Annotated in this window: 22 protein-coding genes and 1 riboswitch; of the genes, 1 reads left to right on the plus strand and 21 read right to left on the minus strand. The window is 70.8% G+C overall.

What is annotated here, in order from left to right; genetic code table 11:
* Window positions 1-5 precede the first annotated feature (5 nt).
* The 7 genes from ACH4UK_RS07295 to rpsB all read right to left on the minus strand — a co-directional run bounded on the left by ACH4UK_RS07295 (window position 6) and on the right by rpsB (window position 7,174).
* Entirely contained in the window at window positions 6-1,100 is a 1,095-nt protein-coding gene (locus ACH4UK_RS07295; protein WP_398355031.1) for a thiamine ABC transporter substrate binding subunit, read from the minus strand.
* Window positions 1,101-1,181: 81 nt separating this feature from the next.
* Window positions 1,182-1,298, minus strand: a riboswitch (TPP riboswitch).
* Between the two features lie 58 nt (window positions 1,299-1,356).
* On the minus strand, window positions 1,357-2,463 hold the full coding sequence (rlmN, locus tag ACH4UK_RS07300; protein WP_398355032.1) for a 23S rRNA (adenine(2503)-C(2))-methyltransferase RlmN: 1,107 nt from the start codon (window positions 2,461-2,463) through the stop codon (window positions 1,357-1,359).
* A gap of 109 nt (window positions 2,464-2,572) precedes the next feature.
* Window positions 2,573-3,658 carry a phosphatidate cytidylyltransferase gene (locus ACH4UK_RS07305; protein ID WP_398355033.1) on the minus strand — a complete coding sequence of 362 codons (1,086 nt, stop codon included), beginning with the start codon at window positions 3,656-3,658 and terminating at the stop codon, window positions 2,573-2,575.
* The gene (gene frr / locus ACH4UK_RS07310) at window positions 3,658-4,215 is read right to left on the minus strand and encodes a ribosome recycling factor (protein WP_018960718.1); all 558 of its coding nucleotides are present in this window, start codon (window positions 4,213-4,215) and stop codon (window positions 3,658-3,660) included. The genes ACH4UK_RS07305 and frr overlap by 1 nt, the downstream gene beginning before the upstream one ends.
* A gap of 122 nt (window positions 4,216-4,337) precedes the next feature.
* Window positions 4,338-5,114, minus strand: a complete 777-nt coding sequence (gene pyrH / locus ACH4UK_RS07315) for a UMP kinase (RefSeq protein WP_398355034.1) — start codon at window positions 5,112-5,114, stop codon at window positions 4,338-4,340.
* A 161-nt stretch (window positions 5,115-5,275) separates the two neighbouring features.
* Window positions 5,276-6,112 (minus strand): translation elongation factor Ts, encoded by an 837-nt coding sequence (tsf, locus tag ACH4UK_RS07320; RefSeq protein ID WP_398355035.1) that lies wholly within the window; start codon window positions 6,110-6,112, stop codon window positions 5,276-5,278.
* Window positions 6,113-6,211: 99 nt separating this feature from the next.
* A complete protein-coding gene (gene rpsB, locus ACH4UK_RS07325; protein WP_398355036.1) occupies window positions 6,212-7,174 on the minus strand; it encodes a 30S ribosomal protein S2 in 963 nt (320 codons plus the stop codon).
* 276 nt (window positions 7,175-7,450) lie between these two features.
* Between rpsB and ACH4UK_RS07330 the strand changes: the two genes are divergently transcribed.
* Complete coding sequence (locus ACH4UK_RS07330; protein WP_398355037.1) at window positions 7,451-8,209, plus strand: murein hydrolase activator EnvC family protein; 759 nt, start codon at window positions 7,451-7,453, stop codon at window positions 8,207-8,209.
* On the opposite strand, the gene ACH4UK_RS07335 is transcribed toward ACH4UK_RS07330, so the two are convergent.
* The 14 genes from ACH4UK_RS07335 to rimM all read right to left on the minus strand — a co-directional run bounded on the left by ACH4UK_RS07335 (window position 8,160) and on the right by rimM (window position 19,596).
* On the minus strand, window positions 8,160-8,717 hold the full coding sequence (locus ACH4UK_RS07335) for a TetR/AcrR family transcriptional regulator (protein WP_398355695.1): 558 nt from the start codon (window positions 8,715-8,717) through the stop codon (window positions 8,160-8,162). The genes ACH4UK_RS07330 and ACH4UK_RS07335 overlap by 50 nt on opposite strands.
* A 105-nt stretch (window positions 8,718-8,822) precedes the next feature.
* Entirely contained in the window at window positions 8,823-9,659 is an 837-nt protein-coding gene (gene whiG, locus ACH4UK_RS07340) for an RNA polymerase sigma factor WhiG (RefSeq protein ID WP_003965944.1), read from the minus strand.
* Window positions 9,660-9,912: 253 nt separating this feature from the next.
* A complete protein-coding gene (gene dprA / locus ACH4UK_RS07345) occupies window positions 9,913-11,025 on the minus strand; it encodes a DNA-processing protein DprA (RefSeq protein ID WP_398355696.1) in 1,113 nt (370 codons plus the stop codon).
* Between the two features lie 191 nt (window positions 11,026-11,216).
* Entirely contained in the window at window positions 11,217-12,839 is a 1,623-nt protein-coding gene (locus tag ACH4UK_RS07350) for a YifB family Mg chelatase-like AAA ATPase (protein WP_398355038.1), read from the minus strand.
* Complete coding sequence (locus ACH4UK_RS07355) at window positions 12,839-13,198, minus strand: YraN family protein (protein ID WP_398355039.1); 360 nt, start codon at window positions 13,196-13,198, stop codon at window positions 12,839-12,841. Before ACH4UK_RS07355 ends, ACH4UK_RS07350 begins: the two co-directional genes overlap by 1 nt.
* 160 nt (window positions 13,199-13,358) lie before the next feature.
* On the minus strand, window positions 13,359-13,667 hold the full coding sequence (locus ACH4UK_RS07360) for a DUF2469 domain-containing protein (RefSeq protein ID WP_003965949.1): 309 nt from the start codon (window positions 13,665-13,667) through the stop codon (window positions 13,359-13,361).
* A gap of 64 nt (window positions 13,668-13,731) precedes the next feature.
* Window positions 13,732-14,220, minus strand: a complete 489-nt coding sequence (locus tag ACH4UK_RS07365) for an NUDIX hydrolase (RefSeq protein ID WP_398355040.1) — start codon at window positions 14,218-14,220, stop codon at window positions 13,732-13,734.
* Window positions 14,217-14,972, minus strand: coding sequence for a signal peptidase I (gene lepB, locus ACH4UK_RS07370; RefSeq protein WP_398355041.1), 756 nt, complete (start codon window positions 14,970-14,972; stop codon window positions 14,217-14,219). The genes ACH4UK_RS07365 and lepB (ACH4UK_RS07370) overlap by 4 nt, the downstream gene beginning before the upstream one ends.
* A 50-nt stretch (window positions 14,973-15,022) precedes the next feature.
* Window positions 15,023-15,919 carry a signal peptidase I gene (gene lepB, locus ACH4UK_RS07375; RefSeq protein WP_398355698.1) on the minus strand — a complete coding sequence of 299 codons (897 nt, stop codon included), beginning with the start codon at window positions 15,917-15,919 and terminating at the stop codon, window positions 15,023-15,025.
* On the minus strand, window positions 15,822-16,898 hold the full coding sequence (gene lepB / locus ACH4UK_RS07380; RefSeq protein ID WP_398355042.1) for a signal peptidase I: 1,077 nt from the start codon (window positions 16,896-16,898) through the stop codon (window positions 15,822-15,824). The genes lepB (ACH4UK_RS07375) and lepB (ACH4UK_RS07380) overlap by 98 nt, the downstream gene beginning before the upstream one ends.
* The gene (gene lepB / locus ACH4UK_RS07385; RefSeq protein WP_398355043.1) at window positions 16,891-17,661 is read right to left on the minus strand and encodes a signal peptidase I; all 771 of its coding nucleotides are present in this window, start codon (window positions 17,659-17,661) and stop codon (window positions 16,891-16,893) included. Before lepB (ACH4UK_RS07385) ends, lepB (ACH4UK_RS07380) begins: the two co-directional genes overlap by 8 nt.
* 45 nt (window positions 17,662-17,706) lie before the next feature.
* Entirely contained in the window at window positions 17,707-18,057 is a 351-nt protein-coding gene (gene rplS / locus ACH4UK_RS07390; RefSeq protein WP_003965955.1) for a 50S ribosomal protein L19, read from the minus strand.
* A 130-nt stretch (window positions 18,058-18,187) separates the two neighbouring features.
* On the minus strand, window positions 18,188-19,009 hold the full coding sequence (gene trmD / locus ACH4UK_RS07395; protein WP_398355044.1) for a tRNA (guanosine(37)-N1)-methyltransferase TrmD: 822 nt from the start codon (window positions 19,007-19,009) through the stop codon (window positions 18,188-18,190).
* Window positions 19,009-19,596, minus strand: coding sequence for a ribosome maturation factor RimM (rimM, locus tag ACH4UK_RS07400; RefSeq protein WP_398355045.1), 588 nt, complete (start codon window positions 19,594-19,596; stop codon window positions 19,009-19,011). The genes trmD and rimM overlap by 1 nt, the downstream gene beginning before the upstream one ends.
* Between the last annotated feature and the right edge of the window lie 66 nt (window positions 19,597-19,662).

A 19,662-nucleotide genomic window follows, 5' to 3' on the forward strand; every position in this document is an offset into this window, starting at 1 on the left:
GGGCCCTACTTCAGGACCAGCGACTGCCACGACTGGATCCACTGCTCACGGTTGGCGGTGATCTTCTCGGGCGCGACGGTGGCAGGCGTCTCGACGGTCTCGCCGTGCTTCGTGAACAGCTCCGGCAGCTCGGCGTCCTTCACGACCGGGTTCACGAACATGGTGAGCGGCATGTCCTCCTGGAACGTCTTGCTGATCAGGAAGTCCAGCAGCGCCTTGCCGCCCGCCTCGTTCTTCGCCCCGGTCAGCAGTCCGGCGTACTCGGTCTGCCGGAAGCAGGTGCCGGTGGCGACTCCGGTGGGGGCCTCCTTGGGCTGCGGGTCGGCGTAGAGCACCTCGACGGGCGGGCTGGAGGCGTAGCTGACGACGAGCGGCCGGTCCGCGTTGGCCTTCTTGCCGCCGGCGGAGCCGGAGAACTCCTCGTTGTACGCCTGCTCCCAGCCGTCGACGACCTTGACGCCGTTGGCCTTCAGCTTCTTCCAGTACGTCTCGTAGCCGTCCTCGCCCTGGGTGGCGACGGTGCCGAGGAGGAAGCCGAGACCGGGCGAGGAGCTGGCGGCGTTCTCGGTGACGAGGAGGTTCTTGTACGCGGGCTCGAGCAGGTCCTCGAAGGTCTTCGGCGGCGCGAGCTTCTTGTCGGCGAAGTACTTCTTGTCGTAGTTGACGCAGATGTCACCGGTGTCGACGGGCGTGACCCGGTGCTTGTCGTCCGTCTGCGTGTCCGCCGCGACCCCGTCCAGGCCCTTGGCCTCGTACGCGGTGAACAGACCGTTGTCGAGGGCGCGGGAGAGCAGGGTGTTGTCGACGCCGAAGAAGACGTCGCCGCGCGGGGAGCCCTTGGTCAGGATCTCCTGGTTGAGCGCGGCCCCGGCGTCGCCGCTCTTGAGGATCTCGACCTTGTAGCCGGTCTCCTCGGTGAACGCCTTCAGCACCTTGTCCGAGGCGTTGAAGGAGTCGTGGCTGACCAGGGTCACGGTCTTGGAGCCGCTGCCCTTGGACGCCCCGGAGCCCGACGGGCCGTCGTCGCCGCAGCCCGCGAGCACGGAGACGCCCAGAGCGGCGGCGAGCGCGGTCGCCGCGTACTTCGTGGTGGTGTTCATGTGATTCCTCCTGGAGGTGACCAGGAAGAGACGCGGCCCCGCCCGCTGTCCGGCGAACCGGAAGCGGGCAGGGCGCAACAGCTTGAGTAAGGTCCGAACTTCCTACCCGGAATGACCCGGGCGAGGTTCAGAGGGTCTGCGGCCAACCTGTCCTTGGTGCCGCACTCTCAGCGCTGTGGCGCTCCCCTGTCGGAATATGAAGTTGATTTCGGGCCCAGGCTACACCGGCGGTTTTCGGCCGCCCGCCCGGGAGAGGCTAACGCTCGGAGGCCGCCAGCTGACCACAGGCCCCGTCGATCTCCTGACCACGGGTGTCCCGGACGGTGACGGGCACGCCGTGGGCCGCGATGGCCTCGACGAACGCCTTCTCGTCCTCGGGCCGCGAGGCGGTCCACTGGGAGCCGGGCGTGGGGTTCAGCGGGATCAGGTTGACGTGCACCCGCTTGCCCTTGAGCAGCCGGCCGAGCCGGTCGCCGCGCCAGGCCTGGTCGTTGATGTCCCGGATCAGGGCGTACTCGATGGAGATCCGGCGGCCGGACTTCTCCGCGTACTCCCAGGCGGCGTCCAGCACCTCGCGGACGTTCCACCGGGTGTTGACGGGGACCAGAGTGTCGCGCAGCTCGTCGTCCGGGGCGTGCAGCGAGACGGCGAGACGGCACTTGAAGCCCTCGTCGGCGAAGCGCAGCATGGCCGGGACGAGGCCCACGGTGGAGACGGTGATCCCGCGCTGCGACAGACCGAGGCCATCCGGCTCCGGGTCGGTGAGCCGGCGGATCGCTCCGACGACGCGGTTGTAGTTGGCGAGCGGCTCGCCCATGCCCATGAAGACGATGTTGGACAGCCGCGCGGGCCCGCCGGGCACCTCGCCGTCGCGCAGCGCGCGCATGCCGTCGACGATCTGGTGCACGATCTCGGCGGTCGACAGATTGCGGTCGAGGCCGGCCTGTCCGGTGGCGCAGAAGGGACAGTTCATTCCGCAGCCGGCCTGCGAGGAGATACACATCGTGACGCGGTCGGGATAGCGCATCAGGACGGACTCGACGAGCGTCCCGTCGTGCAGTTTCCACAGCGTCTTGCGCGTGGTGTCGTCGTCGCAGCTGATGTGCCGGATCACGGACATCAGGTCGGGGAACAGCGCCTCGGCGAGCTTCTCCCGCGCGGCCGCCGGGATGTTGGTCCACTCCGCCGGGTCGTGCGCGTACCGCGCGAAGTAGTGCTGCGAGAGCTGCTGGGCGCGGAACGGCTTCTCACCGGTCGCGGCGACCGCTTCCTTGCGCTCGGCGGGCGTGAGGTCGGCGAGGTGCCGCGGGGGCTTCTTGGCTCCGCGGGGCGCGACGAAAGTGAGTTCTCCGGGCTTAGGCATGGTTCATCCAGTGTCGCAGACAGACGGGTGAGGGCCCGCCGCCCTGTGGACAACGGACCCTCACTCGTAAAACGTGCAGGTGGGACGGTGTTTCGTGGTGCCGAGGCGCTCAGCCGGAGCCGACGAACAGCACCAGGAGCAGCCACACGACCGGCGCGGTCGGCAGGAGCGAGTCCAGCCGGTCCATGATGCCGCCGTGGCCGGGGAGCAGCGTGCCCATGTCCTTGATCCCGAGGTCCCGCTTGATCATGGACTCGCCGAGATCGCCGAGGGTGGCGCTGGCCGCGACCGCGAGGCCGAGCAGCAGACCCTGCCACCAGGCGCCGCCGTCGATCAGGAACTCCATGCAGAGCGCGCCGGCGACCATCGCGAAGGCGACCGCCCCGAGCAGGCCCTCACGGGTCTTGCCGGGGCTGATGCGCGGGGCGAGCTTGTGCTTGCCGAAGCGCCAGCCGACCGCGTACGCCCCGGTGTCGCTGACCACCGTGAGGACGAGGAAGGTCAGCACCCGCCACGACCCGTCGTCCGCCGTCAGCAGCAGGGCGACGAAGGTGGCCAGGAAGGGGACGTAGAACGCCGCGAAGACTCCGGCGGTGACGTCCTTGAGATAGCCGTCCGGCGGCTCGGTCATCCGCCACACCAGCACCGCGAGGGCGGTCAGGGCCATCGCGATCCAGGCTCCCTCGGGACCCCGGGCGTAGCCGGCGATGACCATCGCGGCTCCGCCGACGGCCAGCGGGACCAGGGGCGCCTTGATGCCCTTGCGTTCCTGGAGGCGGGAGGTGAGCTCCCAGAGGCCGACGACGACGGCGACCACTATCACGCCGATGAAGACGGCCTTCACGATGAACAGCGACGCGACGATGACGGCGCCGAGACCCACGCCGACCCCTATGGCGGCGCGCAGATCACGCCCCGCACGCTTCTTCTGCGGCGGGGGCGGCAGCGGGGTGGACATGGGCTCCTGCGGCATCTCGTCACGGAACAGGGGGCCGCTGACGTGAGCGGCATCCCTGTCCCGGTCGTCGCGGTCGGCTGCGTCTCTACCTGCGTCGGGAACGTCCGGCACGTTGGGCATGGGCCGAGTCTGCTGGGCGCCATGCACATCGTGGGCAGGACCCGCCGGGGCAGCCCTCATCTCGGGCGTGCCCCAGTAACCGGCTCCTTGCGGGGCACCCCAGGAAGAGTCGTTCATCAGACTTCGAGCAGCTCGGCTTCCTTGTGCTTGAGCAGCTCGTCCACCTGCGCGACGTACTTCGCGGTGGTGTCGTCGAGCTCCTTCTCGGCGCGGCGCACCTCGTCCTCGCCGGACTCCTTGTCCTTGACGAGCTTGTCGAGGGTCTCCTTGGCCTTGCGGCGGATGGAGCGGATCGAGATCTTGGAGTCCTCGGCCTTGGTCTTGGCGACCTTGATGTATTCCTTGCGGCGGTCCTGGGTGAGCTCGGGAAAGGTCACCCGGATGATATTGCCGTCGTTGCTCGGGTTGACGCCGAGGTCGGAGTCACGGATCGCCTGCTCGATGTTGCGCAGGGCGGTCTTGTCGAACGGCGTCACGACGGCCATCCGCGCCTCGGGAACCGAGAACGAGGCCAGCTGGTTGATCGGGGTCAGCGCGCCGTAGTAGTCGGCGACGATCTTGTTGAACATCGCCGGGTGCGCGCGGCCGGTACGGATCGCGGCGAAGTCCTCTTTCGCGACGACAACGGCCTTCTCCATCTTCTCCTCGGCCTCGAGGAGGATTTCTTCGATCACCACGTGCTCCTGCGTGTCTTGAGTGGGCCCGGCGTCGTCATCGTCCGGCCCTGTGGGTCCTGCGTCGCGTCCTCACCTGCACGGTGTCCGACCGGCAGGCCGTTGTCCATCCTGGGGGGCCGTCAGGCCCGGGTGCTCGCGTCGCTCACGAGCGAGCCGATCTTCTCACCCTTGACCGCGCGGGCGATATTGCCTTCGACGGTCAGCTCGAAGACGAGGATCGGGAGCTGGTTGTCACGGCAGAGCGTGATCGCGGTGGCGTCGGCGACCTTCAGGTCGCGAGTGATCACCTCGCCGTACTCCAGTGCGTCGAACTTCACCGCGTCGGGGTTGGTCTTCGGGTCGGAGTCGTAGACGCCGTCCACGCCGTTCTTCCCCATGAGCAGCGCCTCGGCGTCGATCTCCAGGGCACGCTGGGCGGCGGTGGTGTCGGTGGAGAAGTACGGCATGCCCATACCGGCGCCGAAGATCACCACGCGACCCTTCTCCAGGTGCCGTACGGCACGGAGCGGGATGTACGGCTCGGCGACCTGGCCCATGGTGATGGCGGTCTGGACGCGCGAGTCGATGCCCTCCTTCTCCAGGAAGTCCTGGAGCGCCAGGCAGTTCATGACGGTGCCGAGCATGCCCATGTAGTCGGACCGGGCCCGGTCCATGCCGCGCTGCTGGAGCTCGGCGCCGCGGAAGAAGTTGCCTCCCCCGATGACCACCGCGATCTGGGCGCCGTCGCGTACGACGGCGGCGATCTCGCGGGCGATCGTGTGCACGACGTCGGGGTCGACGCCGAGGCCGCCGCCACCGGCGAATGCCTCACCGGAGAGCTTCAGCATGAAGCGTCCGGAACCCTTGTCGTCGTCGCGCTTGTCGTCGGCCTGAATGGCGTCCGCGCCCTTGTCCATGGAAATTCTCCTCGTGCACATACGAAGAAGGCCATTGCCGGTGGGTCTGGTGTCCCTACAGCGGCAATGGCCTCCTCGTCAGATCTGCGGTCGTCCGGCGTGGGTGCGGCCGTCGACTGCACCAGACCCTATCGGGTCTCGTGCTGTTCGCCCGGACGGACTCAGATGCCGACCTTGATGCGCGAGAAGCGCTTCAGGGTGACACCGGCCTCGTCCAGGACCTTCTGGACCGACTTCTTGGCGTCCAGCGCGTACGGCTGGCCGAGGAGGGTCGCCTCCTTGAAGAAGCCGTTGACCCGACCCTCGACGATCTTCGGGAGCGCGGCCTCGGGCTTGCCCTCGGCGCGCGTGGTCTCCTCGGCGACGCGGCGCTCGGCCTCGACGACCTCGGCCGGGACGTCCTCGCGGGACAGGTACTTCGGGGCGAACGCGGCGATGTGCTGCGCGAGACCCTTGGCCAGCCCGGCGTCGGCCTTGTCCAGCTCGACCAGAACACCGATCTGCGGGGGCAGGTCGGGCATGGTGCGGTGCATGTACACGGAGACGAACGCGCCGGTGAACTGCGCGAAACGCTCCAGGACGATCTTCTCGCCGAGGTTGGCGTTGGCCTCGTCGACGTACGCCTGGACGGTCTTGCCGGACTCGATCTCGGAGGCGAGGAGCGCGGCGATGTCGGCCGGGGAGGTCGCGGCGACGTGCGCGGCGAGCGCGTTGGCCACGGCCTGGAACTTGTCGCCCTTGGCGACGAAGTCCGTCTCGCACTTCAGCTCGAGGATGACGCCGGACGTCTGGTCCTCGGAGATGAGGGAGACGACGGCGCCGTTCTCGGCAGAGCGGCCCTCGCGCTTGGCGACGCCCTTCTGGCCCTTGATACGGAGCGCCTCGACGGCCTTGTCGACGCTGCCGTCGGCCTCGTCGAGCGCCTTCTTGCAGTCCATCATGCCGGCGCCGGTGAGCTCGCGGAGCTTCTTGACGTCAGCGGCGGTGTAGTTCGCCATGAGTCTGTATGTCTCTCTCGAAGTCTGAAAGATCTACGGGTGAACGGCGGGGGCGACGCTTGTGGCGTCGGCCCCCGCCGTCAGCAGCCGTGACGGGTGTCAGGCCTGCTCGGCGTCCGCGTCGGCGGCCGGGGCGTCGGCAGCGGCCGGCTCCTCGGCAGCAGCCGGAGTCTCGACAGCGGCCTCGGCCTCGGCGACGGCCTCGGCCGGCTTCTCGGCGTCGGCGACCTTCTCGGTCTCGGCGGAGGACTGGACCTCGGCGGCAGCCGCGGTCTCGTCCTTCTTGTCGCCCTCGAGCAGGTCGCGCTCCCACTCGGCGAGGGGCTCGCCGGCGGCCTTCTCGCCCGGCTTCGAGTCACCGGTGGCGGCACCGGAACGGGCGATGAGGCCCTCGGCGACGGCGTCGGCGATCACGCGGGTGAGCAGGGTGACGGAGCGGATCGCGTCGTCGTTGCCCGGGATCTTGTAGTCGACCTCGTCGGGGTCGCAGTTGGTGTCGAGGATGGCGACGACCGGGATGTGGAGCTTGCGCGCCTCACCGACGGCGATGTGCTCCTTCTTGGTGTCGACGATCCAGACGGCGCTGGGCACCTTCTGCATCTCGCGGATACCACCGAGGGTCTTCTCCAGCTTGGCCTTCTCACGCGAGAGGACCAGGAGCTCCTTCTTGGTGAGGCCGGAGGCGGCCACGTCCTCGAAGTCGATGAGCTCGAGCTCCTTCAGACGCTGAAGGCGCTTGTAGACGGTGGAGAAGTTGGTGAGCATGCCACCGAGCCAACGCTGGTTGACGTACGGCATGCCGACGCGCGTCGCCTGCTCGGCGATGGCCTCCTGGGCCTGCTTCTTCGTACCCACGAACATGATGGAGCCGCCGTGGGCGACGGTCTCCTTGACGAACTCGTAGGCGCGGTCGATGTACGACAGCGACTGGAGCAGGTCGATGATGTAGATGCCGTTGCGCTCGGTGAAGATGAAGCGCTTCATCTTCGGGTTCCAGCGACGGGTCTGGTGACCGAAGTGGACGCCGCTTTCCAGCAGCTCCCGCATCGTGACGACGGCCATGGCCGTACTCCTTGAGGTACTCGGTTATCGCGACCGCAGGTTTGCGTTCGCGCCTGACGCCCCGACGCGCCGTGCCACGAGGGACCGAGGAGCGCGGCCACCTCCGAGAGAGGGAGGTGGCGGGGCGTGCGAAGTCGACCCGGTGACCCGGATCGCCGTAAGAAGTGTACGGGACCGGTTGAGTGCCGGGTGACGGCGATGTCCACAACCGGCGAGTAGTCCACAGGAACGGCCCGTGATCCCCGGAATCCCGGCGTCCGGGCCATCGTGGCGGGCATGCGCCATCAGCCCGGCCCACGCCGCTCCCCCGCCCTCCGCCCCGCCCTCCGCCCCGCTCTCCGTCCCGTGATCCTGCCCGTCCTGCTACTCCCGCTTCTCCTGCTGTACGTGCCGCTCCCGACCGGTCCTTCCGCGCCGGGCGCAGCTGTGGTCCCGGCCGGGGCACCGGCATCCCTCCCCGGCGCGGACGCCGACGTGGAGGCGGATGTGGACGCCGAAGTGGATGCGGACGTGGGCCGGGACGGCGGCGGCCGGAGCTGGCCGCTGGCGGGGAGACCCGCGGTGTCACGGGGGTGGGAACCGCCCTCCGGCCCGTACGGGCCCGGCCATCGCGGCGTGGACCTCGCGGCGGGGCCGGGCGCCCGGGTGCTGGCGGCCGCCGACGGCCGGGTGTCGTTCGCAGGGCGGGTGGCGGGACGCGGGGTGCTCGCCATCGAGGTGGCCGGCAGCGGTACGCCGCCGCTGCGCACCACGTACGAACCGGTACGGGCACTGGCCGAAAAGGGCGCGAGCGTGCGGGCAGGGCAGCCGATCGGGGTGCTGGAGGAGGGGCCGTTCCACTGCGCGGCGGGCTGCCTGCACTGGGGGCTGCGACGCGGCGAGGCCTACCTGGACCCGCTCTCACTGCTGCCGCCCTCGCTGCTGAGGAGAGGGCCCTCGCGGCTGCTGCCGGTGTTCGGGGTGCCGGAGCCGGGGGCCGTCCGGGTCAGCCGCTCACACCGCGCAGGACCATCGCGACGGCGGTGTCCGCGATGACGCCCGGCTCCTCCGCGACGCCCAGTTCGATGCGACGCACGGCGGCGTCGACCGAACCCTGCAGGAGCATGGCGGCGAGCCTCGGCTGTGTGTGGCCCAGGTCGCCCAGCGCTTCGACGATCATGGCGATCAGTCCGCCGTGCGCGGCCCGGATCTTCTCCCGGGCGCCCGCGTCCAGCTCGCTCGCGGAGATCGCGACGACCGCACGGTGGCGGCGGTCCCCGACGAGGTCCAGCTGCCGGCGGACGTACGCCTCGATCTTCGCCTCGGGCGTCTCGGCGCGCTCCATGGCGTTCTCGACCTCGGCCGCCCAGACCGGGAAGTCGACGGCGCACAGCTCCTCGACGACGGCGGCACGGGAGCGGAAGTACTCGTACACGGAGGACCGGGCGAGGCCCGTGCGTTCGGCGAGCGCGGGGAAGGTCAGCGCCTCCGTACCGCCCTCGGACAGCAGGGAGCGCGCGGCGTCCAGGAGGGCGCCGCGCTGCATGGTCCGGTGCTCGGCCACGGAGGCCGCTCGAATCCTGGGCACGCATCCACTCTACGGCGGCAGGTGCGCGGAGGAAGGGTACGGCCTCGGATCGGATGGCCGGAGAGAGCCGGGAGAAGGACGTCAGCGGCCCGCGTCCGCCAGCTTCGCCCGGAGCTGGAGCACGGACTTGGTGTGGATCTGGCTGACCCGGCTCTCGGTCACCCCGAGGACGTTGCCGATCTCCGCGAGGGTCAGGCCCTCGTAGTAGTAGAGGGTCACCACGGTCTTCTCGCGGTCGGGGAGGGTGTTGATGGCCCGCGCGAGCAGTCTTCGCAGCTCCCGGTCCTCGGCGACCTCCACCGGATTGTCGGCGGCGGTGTCCTCCAGGGTGTCCATCAGGCTCAGCCGGTCGCCGCCCTCGCCGCCGACGTGCAGCAGCTCCTCCAGGGCCACCACGTTCGCCAGCGACAACTGGCTGAAAACAGCGTGCAGTTCCTCCAGCGCGATGCCCATCTCCGAGGCGACCTCGGCCTCCGACGGGGTGCGCCGGAACTGCGCCTCCAGCGTCGCGTAGGCGCGCTCCACGTTCCGCGCCTTCTGCCGGACGGACCTCGGGATCCAGTCCAGGGCCCGGAGTTCGTCGATCATGGCGCCGCGGATCCGGGTGATCGCGTACGTCTCGAACTTGATGGCCCGCTCGATATCGAACTTCTCGATGGCGTCGATCAGCCCGAAGACGCCGGAGGAGACGAAGTCGGCCTGCTCGACGTTGGACGGCAGCCCCACGCTCACCCGGCCCGCGACGTACTTCACGAGCGGCGAGTAGTGCAGGATCAGTTGCTCCCGCAGCCGCTCGTCTCCCGTGGTCTTGTAGGAACGCCACAACTCGTCGAGGGAGGAGGGGGCGGGAGGGCGCACAGTGCCACGCGCAACCGGTGGTACTGCCGCGCGGTCAGACCCGGAGGTGTGCTGGGGCATGTGGTGCCTTGAGCCGTTCTGCCGTGAAGTGCTGGGGGACTTTTGTCTGGGGCGAAATCCTTGTGAGCGTAGCGTGACTGCAACGTCGCAGTCCGCGCAGGACGGGAGATCCAGGCTGCGTGATTGCGTTCTGCCGTTCACGCTGTCCGCGCCCGCCCGGGGCCGGGGCCGCCGCCGTGGGCGCGGGTCCCGGGCAGGTCACCGATCGATCGTGCGAGGCCATCGGCTTACCTTTTCACCCGAATGCTCCAGGTCAAGTATCGCCTCGCCGCGCGTCGTCGTTGCGTGCCGAAGGAAGCGTCAACCGCCAGCCGTCGCCTTCGCGTTCGACGAACCCCAGTGAGTGCAGTTCGTACAGTCGACCGAGCGTTTCGTCCGCGGACGTCCCCGCGGTGCGGGCGAGGTCACGGGGGTGGGTGACACCGTGGTAAGGGAGCGCGTCGAGGACACTCGCGGTGACCGCGTCGAGCTGGTCCCTGGGCAGCACCGGGCCGCGGCGGAGCGGCGGGAGATCGCCCATGTCCCCGACCAGCTCGACGACTTCATCGGCATCGGTGACGAGCACGCCCTCACCGCGCAACAGTTCGTGGACACCTGCCGACAGTCCGCTGGTGGCGGGGCCTGGCACCCCCATCGCGAAGCGGCCGAGCCGTTGCGCCTGGCGGGCGGTGACCAGGGATCCGCTGCGGTACTGGGCCTCGACCACGACCGTTCCCCTGGTCAGCGCGGCGATGACCCGGTTGCGCAGAATGAATCTGCTGCGGGTGGGGTGGGCGGACGGCGGCAACTCGGCGACGATGAGACCCTGTTGGGCCATACGCCCGAGCAACTCGGCGTGCCCGCGCGGGTAGGGGACGTCAACTCCGCAGGCCAGGACCGCCGTCGTCGCCCCGCCTGCGGCCAGCGCGCCGCGGTGGGCCGCCCCGTCCACCCCGAACGCGGCCCCCGACACCACCACCCAGCCGCGCTCCGCGAGCCCGGAGCCGAGGGTCGCCGCCATGTGCGCGCCGTACGGGGTGCAGGCCCTCGCACCGACCACCGAGACCGAGCGCAGGGACCACAACCGCAGGTCGGGCCGCCCCCGCACCCAGAGCCCGACGGGCCGCGCGTCGCCCAGGTCGTCCAACTGGCTCGGCCATTCCGGGTCCCCCGGACAGACGAAGCGCCCGCCGAGCGCGGCGACCGCGGCCAGATCCCGCTCCGGCTCCGCGGCGGCCGCACGCAGGCGGTAGCCCCCGAGCCGGGCGGCGGTCATCCCCGGCAGCCTCTCGGCGGAGCCGTCCTCGACGGTGAGCCTCCGCATCAGCTCGACCGCACCGGTCCGCCGGAGCCAGCCCCCGGCACGCTCGTCCCCCGGCTCCAACACCCGCGTCAACGCCGCCCTGGCCACCCGCTCCGACTCCTGGTCTCCGCAACGGCCGGGGTGCGCGTCACGGCCGGGGTACCCGTCGCGGTGGCGGTCCCCTTCGCGGTGCCGGTCGAGGTCGCGGCCCCGGCCCCCCGGGCGCTGCTCCCCGTCCTCCTCCGGCCCGTACCGCCGCTCCCCCCGCAGACCGGTCACCGCTCCCCCACCCCCATCGGCACCCCGCGCTGGATGCCCGTCCGCAGCTCCAGGGCCACCGCCACGTCGGAGGCGTCCGGGCGGTCGGCGCCGCGCAGGTCCGCAACGGTCCACGCCACCCTCAGCACCCGGTCCAGGCCCCGGGCCGTGAGGATCCCGCGTTCCAGGTCGCGTTCCGCCGCCGCCAGTGCCCCCGGGGCCGCGAGCAGCCGGGTCCGCAGCTCGTGGCCGGGGACCTCGCTGTTCGTCGTCCACGGGGTGCCGGCCAGCCGCTCGGCCGCGCGCGCCCTGGCGTCGCGGACGCGTGCGGCGACGACGGCCGTCGACTCGCCCCGGCCGCCCTGCCCCAGCAGGTCCGCGCGATCGACCGGCTCCACCTCGACCCGCAGGTCCACCCGGTCGAGCAGCGGCCCGGACAGGCGCGCCTGATAGCGGCGGACCACCGAGGGCGGGCACTCGCAGCCCGCGCCGGTGAGGGTGTGCCGCCCGCAGGGACACGGATTGGCGGCCAGCACCATCAGGAACCGGGCGGGTAGCCGCACCACTCCCGCCGCCCGCGCGACCACCACATGACCGGACTCCAGGGGCTGGCGCAGCGCGTCGAGAGCCTTGCCCGAGAATTCGGGGGCCTCGTCGAGGAAGAGGACCCCGCGGTGGGCGAGGGACACCGCCCCCGGCCTCGGGATCCCATTGCCCCCGCCGACCAGCGACTGCATGGTCGCCGAGTGGTGCGGGGCGCAGTAGGGCGCCCGGGAGACGAGCGGTTCACCCGGGGGGAGGATGCCCGCCACGGAGTGGACCGCCGTCACTTCGAGGGATTCCTGCCGGGTCAGCGGCGGCAGGACCGCCGACAGCCGCTCGGCCAGCATGGTCTTGCCCGCGCCCGGCGGGCCGGAGAACAGCAGATGGTGTCCGCCGGCCGCGGCCACCTCCAGGGCCCGGCGCGGACGCGGCTGCCCGGCGACGTCCGCCAGATCCGGCCGGTGTCCGTCGCCCCGCGCGGCGGCCGGGGCGAGTCCCGCGCCGAGGCCCGAGCCGGGGATCATGAGCCCGGCCAGCATGGCGTCGGGGCGGCCCTGGTCGTCGGCGGGTTCCTCGGGCACCGGTTCGTCGCACAGGACGGCGATGAGCTGGCGCAGACTCCGGACGCCGAGGACCGAGACCCCGGGCACCAGGGCCGCCTCGCCGGCCGACTGCTCGGCGACGACCACCTGCTCGTACCCCGCTTCGGCCGCCGCGAGGACGGCGGGCAGCACCCCGCGTACCGGGCGGACGCGGCCGTCCAGACCCAGCTCGCCGACCATCACCACATCGGCGATCATGGCCGGGTCGATCCGCTCCGCCGCTCCGAGCACGGCGCACGCGACGGCGAGATCGAACCCCGAACCGCTCTTCGGCACGGAGGCCGGGGAGAGCCCCACCGTGAGCTTCTTCTGCGGCCACTCGGCTCCGGAATTGACCACGGCGGCCCGCACCCGGTCCCGGCTCTCGACCAAGCTCTTGTCCGGCAGTCCCACCAGGGTGAAGGCCGCCACCCCCGGCTCCAGGTCCGCCTGGACCTCCACCACCACGCCCTCGACGCCGACCAGCGCCACGGAACACGCTCGCGCGAAGCCCATCAGGACACCCCCCGGGCATGCTCCGTGACCGGGGCTCCGCGCCGGGGCACGATCACCCCGATCAGGTCGATGCGGACACCGCCTGGCGGTGGCCCGCCGTGCCCGTCGAGCCAGATCTCGGCGAGCCGTCGCAGCCGGTCCGCCTTGGCCGGGCCGACCGCCGCCATGGGGTGTTCGAACCCCTGTGAGCTGCGCGTCTTCACCTCGCAGAAGACCAGGGCGTCGCCGTCCCTGGCCACGATGTCGATCTCTCCGGCGCGACAGCGCCAGTTGCGCTCGACCACCGCCATCCCGGCTTCGGCCAGCAGCCGCGCCGCCAGATCCTCGCCGTACCGCCCGAGTGCCCCCCGTGCGTTCATGTCGGCACCACCTCCGGCACCGACTGTGACCCGTCGGGACCGAGGATGTGGATCTTGGTGGACAACCCCCCGGATGTGGAAAACCCGGCCACCCACACGGGTGACCGGGTCGTTCACTGCGCGTCGCGTATCGGCGGCCGCCCGCCGGGGCCGCGCGGGCTCAGCCTCCCGGAAGTTCCAGATCGCTCTTGTTGAGCTCTTCGATGTTGACGTCCTTGAAGGTCAGGACGCGGACCTGCTTGACGAACCTCGCGGGCCGGTACATGTCCCAGACCCAGGCGTCCGCCATGGATACCTCGAAGAAGACCTCACCCTGGACGGAGTGCACCTGCATCTCGTAGTCGTTGGTGAGGTAGAAGCGCCGTTCGGTCTCGATCACATATTTGAACAGACCGACGACATCGCGGTACTCCCGGTAGAGCTTCAGCTCCATCTCGGTCTCGTACTTCTCGAGGTCCTCGGCGCTCATGGCATGTTTCCCCTTCAGCCGTGCGTGCCCCCATTGTGCGCCAGCCTCCGGCGCCCCTGAACGATTAGACGATTTCGGGGGCCAGAACCAGCGGATCACGCGGGGGACCCTCGTCGAGGAGCCTGCGCAGCAGCTCGGCGAGTCTGGTCGGGTACACCGTCTCACGCGTCGCCAGCAGTTCGGCGGAAGTCCACCACCTCAGACCGGCGACGCTGCGCAGTTCCAGGTCGGTGAGGCCCTGCGGGGAGGTGGCGGTCTGCGCCGTACGGGCCAGGTAGTACCACTCGTCCTGGTCCCAGCGCCGCCCGTCGAACGGGAAGGAGCAGATCCGCGTCCACAGGAGCGGGCCCAGCTCGATGTCCGTGATGCCGGTCTCCTCGGCGAGCTCGCGGCGGGCCGCCTGCTCCCGGGTCTCGTCGCCTTCGAGACCGCCGCCCGGGGTGAACCACCAGTGGTCGGCCCGGTCGTCCGGCTCGTGCCCGTGCAGCAGCAGAACGCGGTCGTCGGGGTCCAGGAGGACCACCCGGGCGACCCGGCGGGCCCCGGAGGTCATCGGGCCCCGCCGGGGGCCGTCCCACGACGGGCGAGGCGCGCCGCCACAGGCCCGTACACCGCACCGGCGAGGATCAGTGCCACTCCCACCACGATCGCGCCCAGCTGGAGCGGCAGGGGCCCTGCGGCGGACACTCCGCCGGGCAGCGCGGCGAACGATGCGGGCCTGCCGATCATGCCGTTCATCGGCCAGGCGACCGCGTCCACCCGGGCCTGCACGGCGCTCAGCGGCACGGAGCCCTCGCCGGCGTCCTGCAGGTGGACCCGGGAGTCCAGGGAGGTGGCCCGTTCGTCGCCGAGCAGGAAGATCTGGCCCCGGGGCACGGTGGCGGAGAAGTCCTGGGGCGAGGCGGGCGCACGCTTTCCCGGGGCGGCCGGGCCCCGGTCGAGATACGGCTCGTCGACGGGGGTCCCGTTGACGGTGAGCCGTCCTTCCTTGTCGCAGCAGGCCACCTTGTCGCCACCGATCCCGACGACGCGCTTCACCATCGGTGTGGCGCCCCAGACCTGGTCGGTGAAGACCACCACGTCACCGCGCCGGACCTCGGCGCCGTCTATCCGCTCGGCGAGCACCCGGTCACCGGGGTTCACCGTGGGGGACATCGAGGCGGTCGGAACCGTGTACGGCTGGTAGACCACCGCCGCCCAGACGAAACCGCCGAGGAAGAGCACACAGCCGACGGCCACGGCCAGGCCCGACACCATGGTGCCGAGCCGGCCGCGGCCGTCTTCCTTGCGTCCTGTACCGCTCATCCCAGCGCTCCCCCGTCGGAGATCGACAATCGCTGATCCGAGTCGGCACCCTACCCGGCGGTACGCCCGGCGGTCAGCCTCCGGCGGCGCCACAACACGAGGGGCACCGCTCCGGCTACGCCCAGTGCCGCCGGGGCCATCGCGGCGGCCGCGTTCAGACCGGGCTGGTCGAAGGTGCCGGGGACCGGAAGGGTCGCCCAGCGGCCCAGCGGCCAGGCGACGACCACGGCGCGGCCGACGACCTCGTCCGTGGAGACCGTGCCCTGTCCCGGGAGTTCCTGGTGGTAGCGCGAGTCCAGGGAGTTCTGCCGGTGGTCGCCCATGACGAAGATCCGGCCGTCCGGCACCTTGATCGGGCCGAAGGGCTTGTCGTTGCAGGGGGTGTTCCCCGGGAAGATGAACGACTTCTCGTCCAGGCTCTTCCCGTTGACCGTGACCGGCCCGTTCTCCTTGCACTCCACGGTGTCGCCGCCGACCGCGATGACCCGCTTGATCAGGTCCTTCTCCTCGGAGGACGGCATCAGGCCGATGAAGCTCAGGAACTTCTGCACCGCGTTGGGCTCCGGGGTCGCGGTGTCCTCCAGCCAGCCGCCCGGGTCGTGGAAGACCACGACCTCGCCGCGCTCCGGCTCCGAGCCGAACCACGGGGTCAGCTTGTCGACCAGCACCCGGTCACCCCGCTGCAGGGTGTTCTGCATGGAGTCCGAGGGGATCGAGAACGCCTGGACCAGGAACGTCTTGATCAGCAGCGCCAGAACCAGGGCGATGCCGACGAGCAGCGGCAGCTCCAGCCAGAAGGAACGCTGCCTCCTGGGAGGCTTGCCACCGTCGTCGCCAGGGGTGTCGCCGTCACCCTCCGGCGGGATCGCCGCCCCGGCCTCGGGAGACTCGTCGCGCTCCGGCCGGTCCTCGGGTTCGTCGTGTCCGGATCGTGCGCCGACCGCCAAATCCCCCACATCCACTCCTCAATACGTGCCACTGCCCGCGCCCGATCCGGTGCAGGCCCACCACTCCCATAACGAGCGGGAGTTCCGCAGGGGTCGGGAGCCGGACCATTCCGTCGCGATCCGGAGGTGCCACACTATTCGACGGGGCCGGAGCCGCTGCCTCCGATGCCCGTGAGTCCGGGACCGCGGTGAAGGCGTCGCGTTCTTCCAGGGTGCTCCAGTGGCCGAACGGCCAGGCGATCACGACGGCCCGCCCCACGACCTCCGTCTCGGAGACCGTGCCCCGGTCGGGCTCGTTGAGGTGGAAGCGGGAGTCGGCGGAGTCGGAGCGGTGGTCCCCCATCACGAACAGCCGGCCCTCGGGGACCTTCACCTCGAACGGGATGGTCGAGGGACGGTCGTCGGGGTGCAGGTAGGTCTCGGCCAGCGGTACGCCGTTGACCGTGATCCGGCCGTCCTCGCCACAGCACTTCACGGTGTCGCCGCCGACCGCGATGACCCGCTTGATCAGGTCCTGTTCGTCGTCGGACGGCAGCAGCCCGATGAAGGTCAGCACCTCGGTGACCTGCTTGACGCCGATCGGCGGGTCCTTCTGCTGCCCGGGGTTCTCCTGCTGGAGCCAGCCGCCGGGGTCCTTGAACACCACGACGTCGCCGCGCTGCGGCTTCGATCCGAACCACGGGGTCAGCTTGTCCACCAGCACCCGGTCACCGATCCGGATGGTCTGCTCCATCGACCCGGACGGGATGACGAACGCCTGGACCAGGAACGTCTTCAGGACGAGCGCGATCAGCAGCGCCACGACGATGAGGACGGGTATCTCCTTCACCGCCGACCTGCGGCGCTTGCGCCGGACCTTCTTGGCGAGCCGGCGGCGCTCGGCCCGGGTGGGCAGGGAGCGCGGCCCGGTCGGCCTGGTCCCGGTCGGCAGGGAGGCCTCGGGGTCGGGTGCGCCGCGCGGACGTCCGCGGTTACCCATGCGCCCCGCCGGGCGCCCGTATGCCGTCGAAGGCGCCGGTCCCCTCCAGCGAACCCGTACGGGCCGGCGGCCAGCCGAGCCAGTCCACCCGTCCGGTCACCCGCTCGACGGGAACCATCCCGCCGCCGGGCGACCCGAGATGGTCCCGTGAGTCGCTGGAGCGGCTGCGATGGTCGCCCATCATCCACAGGGTGCCGGCGGGCACCACGATGTCGAAGGGCGCCCGGGAAGCGGTGTCGCCGGGGTACAGATAAGGCTCGTCCACCGTCGCGCCGTTGACCGCGAGCCTTCCCCGCGCGTCGCAGCAGACGACGCGGTCCCCGCCCGTGCCGACCACCCGCTTCACGAAGTCGGTGTCGGCGGGCTCGGCGAGCCCCAGGGAGGCCGCCGCCCCGCGCGCCAGGCCGGCCAGGGGGTTCGCGTCGAGGTCCTCCTGCACGAACGAGCCGGTGCCGTCGAAGACCACCACGTCGCCGCGCTCGGGTTCCGCGCCGAACCGGTACGCCAGCTTGTTGACCAGGACCCGGTCCCCGACCTGCAGGGTGGGCTCCATCGAGCGGCTGGGGATCAGGAAGGGCTGGACCACGTAGGAGCTGAACAGCAGCAGGACGAGGGTGGCCACGACCGCACCGGCGAGCACCCGCCGCCAGGACAGCACAGCGGCGGCACGGGCCCGCGTACGCGAAAAGCGCGACCCCTCCCCGGACCCCGCTTCGGGTTCCGAGGAGCGGTCGCGCTCCGAGTGCTGTGCTTGCGTGTCCATCGCGGCCGAAGCTTATCCGGCCGTCCTGTGGACGCGGGCGGCAGCTCAGTTGTCGCGCTTCTCCTTGATCTTCGCGGCCTTGCCGCGCAGCTCACGGAGGAAGTACAGCTTGGCGCGACGGACGTCACCGCGGGTGACGAGCTCGATCTTCTCGAAGATCGGGCTGTGCACCGGGAAGGTGCGCTCGACGCCGACGCTGAAGGAGACCTTGCGGACCGTGAAGGTCTCGCTGACGCCCGAGCCCTGGCGGCGGATGACAACACCCTTGAACTGCTGGATACGGGAGCGGTTGCCCTCGATCACGCGCACGTGGACGTTGACGGTGTCACCGGGGCGGAACGCCGGGACGTCCGAACGGAGGGTGGCGGCGTTGACGCCATCGAGCAGGGAAGCCATGGTTTCTGCTTTCTTCGCCGATGCCACAGGTCATCGACGGCATGTCGTTGAGGAGTTCGGAGTGCTGATCGCGTCGGGCGGGCGTCTTTCCCCCTGTGGCAGGGGCGCACTCCGGACGTACAGCAGCGGCCTATTCTTCCACGCCGGTGGGCCTGCGCCAAAATCGGCCGCCGGGCTCCGGCGCGAAGCCGAGGATGGAGAGGATCTCGCGGTCCTTCTTGTCGAAGGCGCCCGCCTCGCACCGCTCGATCAGATCGGGCCGGTTGAGGGCGGTGCGGGCGAAGGCCTGGTCCCGCCGCCAGCGTGCGATCCTGCCGTGATGGCCGCTGAGCAGGACGTCCGGGATCGACCGGCCGCGCCACTCGGGCGGCTTGGTGTAGACGGGCCCCTCCAGGAGGTTCGCCATCGCGCCGGGGGCGAAGGAGTCGTCCCGGTGGGACTCGGCGTTGCCGAGGACGCCGGGCAGCAGCCGGGCCACGGCCTCGGTGATCACCAGGACGGCCGCCTCGCCGCCGGCCAGCACGTAGTCGCCGATGGAGACCTCGACGACCCGCAGCCGGGTGGCGTACTCGTCGATCACCCGGCGGTCGATGCCCTCGTACCGCGCCGGGGTGAAGACCAGCCAGGGCTCGGCGGAGAGTTCGACGGCCAGTTCCTGGGTGAACGGGCGACCGCTGGGCGTGGGCACGACGAGCACCGGGGAACCCGCCCCGGCCTCGTAGCCGTCGGCCAGCGCGTCGTCCAGCGCCTCGCCCCAGGGCTCGGTCTTCATGACCATGCCGGGGCCGCCGCCGTACGGGGTGTCGTCGACCGTGTTGTGCCGGTCGTGCGTCCACTCCCGCAGGTCGTGCACGTGGACGTCCAGCACGCCGCGGGCACGGGCCTTGCCGACGAGGGAGACGTTCAACGGTTCCAGGTACTCCGGGAAGATCGTGACGACGTCGAGTCGCATCAGGCGTCGCCCTTCGGCGCCCCGCCCGTGTCCCCGGCGGCCTCTTCCTCGTCGCGGGAGGAGGCCACCACGGCCTCGCTCTCGTCGATCAGGCCGGGCGGCGGGGTGATGACCGCGCGCTGCTCCTCCAGGTCGATCCCGGTGACGATCTCCTCCACGAAGGGGATCATCACCTCGCTGCCGTCGGGGCGCTCCACGATGAACAGGTCCTGCGAGGGCAGATGGGAGATCTCGGTGATCCGGCCGATCGCGGTGCCGTCGGCGAGCACCACGTCGAGGTCGATCAGCTGGTGGTCGTAGAACTCCTCGGGGTCCTCGGGGAGCTCCTCCGGGTCCACGTCGGCGATCAGCAGGGTGTTGCGCAGCGCCTCCGCGGCGGTGCGGTCGCGCACCCCCTCGAAGCGCAGCAGGAGCCTGCCGCTGTGGACCCGGCCCGTCTCGATCGTCAGCGGGCCCGTCTCCGCCGGTTCGGTGGCCAGGACGGCACCGGGTCCGAGCCGCAGCTCCGGCTCGTCCGTTCGTACCTCGACGGTGACCTCGCCCTTGATGCCGTGGGCGCGACCGATCCGCGCGACTACCAACTGCACGCTGTTCTCCGATTGATGGGGTGCGGACGTCGACCTGTCGCGGAAACGTCCGGGTGGCCGACGACA

Origin of the sequence: Streptomyces sp. NPDC020884, assembly GCF_044333935.1 — a bacterium.
Classification (GTDB): domain Bacteria; phylum Actinomycetota; class Actinomycetes; order Streptomycetales; family Streptomycetaceae; genus Streptomyces.